A 769-nucleotide genomic window follows, 5' to 3' on the forward strand; every position below is an offset into this window, starting at 1 on the left:
GGCTCCCGGCTCCCTGGCGGACACCGACCCGGCACCCCCGCCCCTGCGCAGCGGCACGGCGGAAACACTACGCAGGGTGGCGGCACGCTAGCGCCCCAAAGGGGCGCGGGGAACTGCGCGAGCAACCCAAGACAACCCGCACACGAAGAACGACGGTCCGCCCCCCCAGGGGCGCGGGGAACTGCGCGAGCAACCCAAGCCGACCCGCACACGAAGAACGACGGTCCGCCCCCCAGGGGCGCGGGGAACTGCGCGACCAGCCCAGGACAGCCCGCAGACGAAAACCGCACTCCGTCCCCGAAGGGCCGCGGGGAACGGCGCAAGCACCCCACAACGGCCCGCACCCGAACGGCCCGGGCCCGAGGGGGACGCCCCCTCAGACCCCCGCGCCCAGCACGGAGTTCACCCGCTGCGGATCACCGCAGACGATCAGCAGCGCCCCGGCCCGCTCCCGCGCGACCGACAGCGCGCCGACAGCCGCGTCGTCCCCGCCGTTGACGGCGACGATCACCACGGGACGCCCGGCCGCACGCTCGACGGACGCGGCCGACGCGTAGAACACGTCGTCGCGGGCGTCGTGCTGCGCCCAGTACGACTCCTCGCCGAAGGACAGCTCGTGCGCCGCCCACGGGTGCGGGTCACCGGTGGTGAGGACCAGGATGTCGCCCGGCGCGCTGCGCGGGAGCGGGCCGGGGCGCTGCTGATCGTCTGCGGTGATCCGCAGCGGGTGAACTCCGTGCTCCGTGCTGGGCGCGGGGGTCTGAGGGGG

At 75.0% G+C, this 769-nt stretch carries 1 protein-coding gene; it reads right to left on the bottom strand.

Annotation, left to right across the window (positions count from 1 at the left end):
- Window positions 1-376 precede the first annotated feature (376 nt).
- Window positions 377-724: a hypothetical protein gene (locus ACJA3G_RS37985; RefSeq protein ID WP_406557545.1), complete on the bottom strand. Its 348-nt coding sequence runs from the start codon at window positions 722-724 to the stop codon at window positions 377-379.
- Window positions 725-769 lie beyond the last annotated feature (45 nt).

Origin of the sequence: Streptomyces sp. YS-3 (assembly GCF_045257485.1) — a bacterium.
GTDB lineage: Bacteria > Actinomycetota > Actinomycetes > Streptomycetales > Streptomycetaceae > Streptomyces.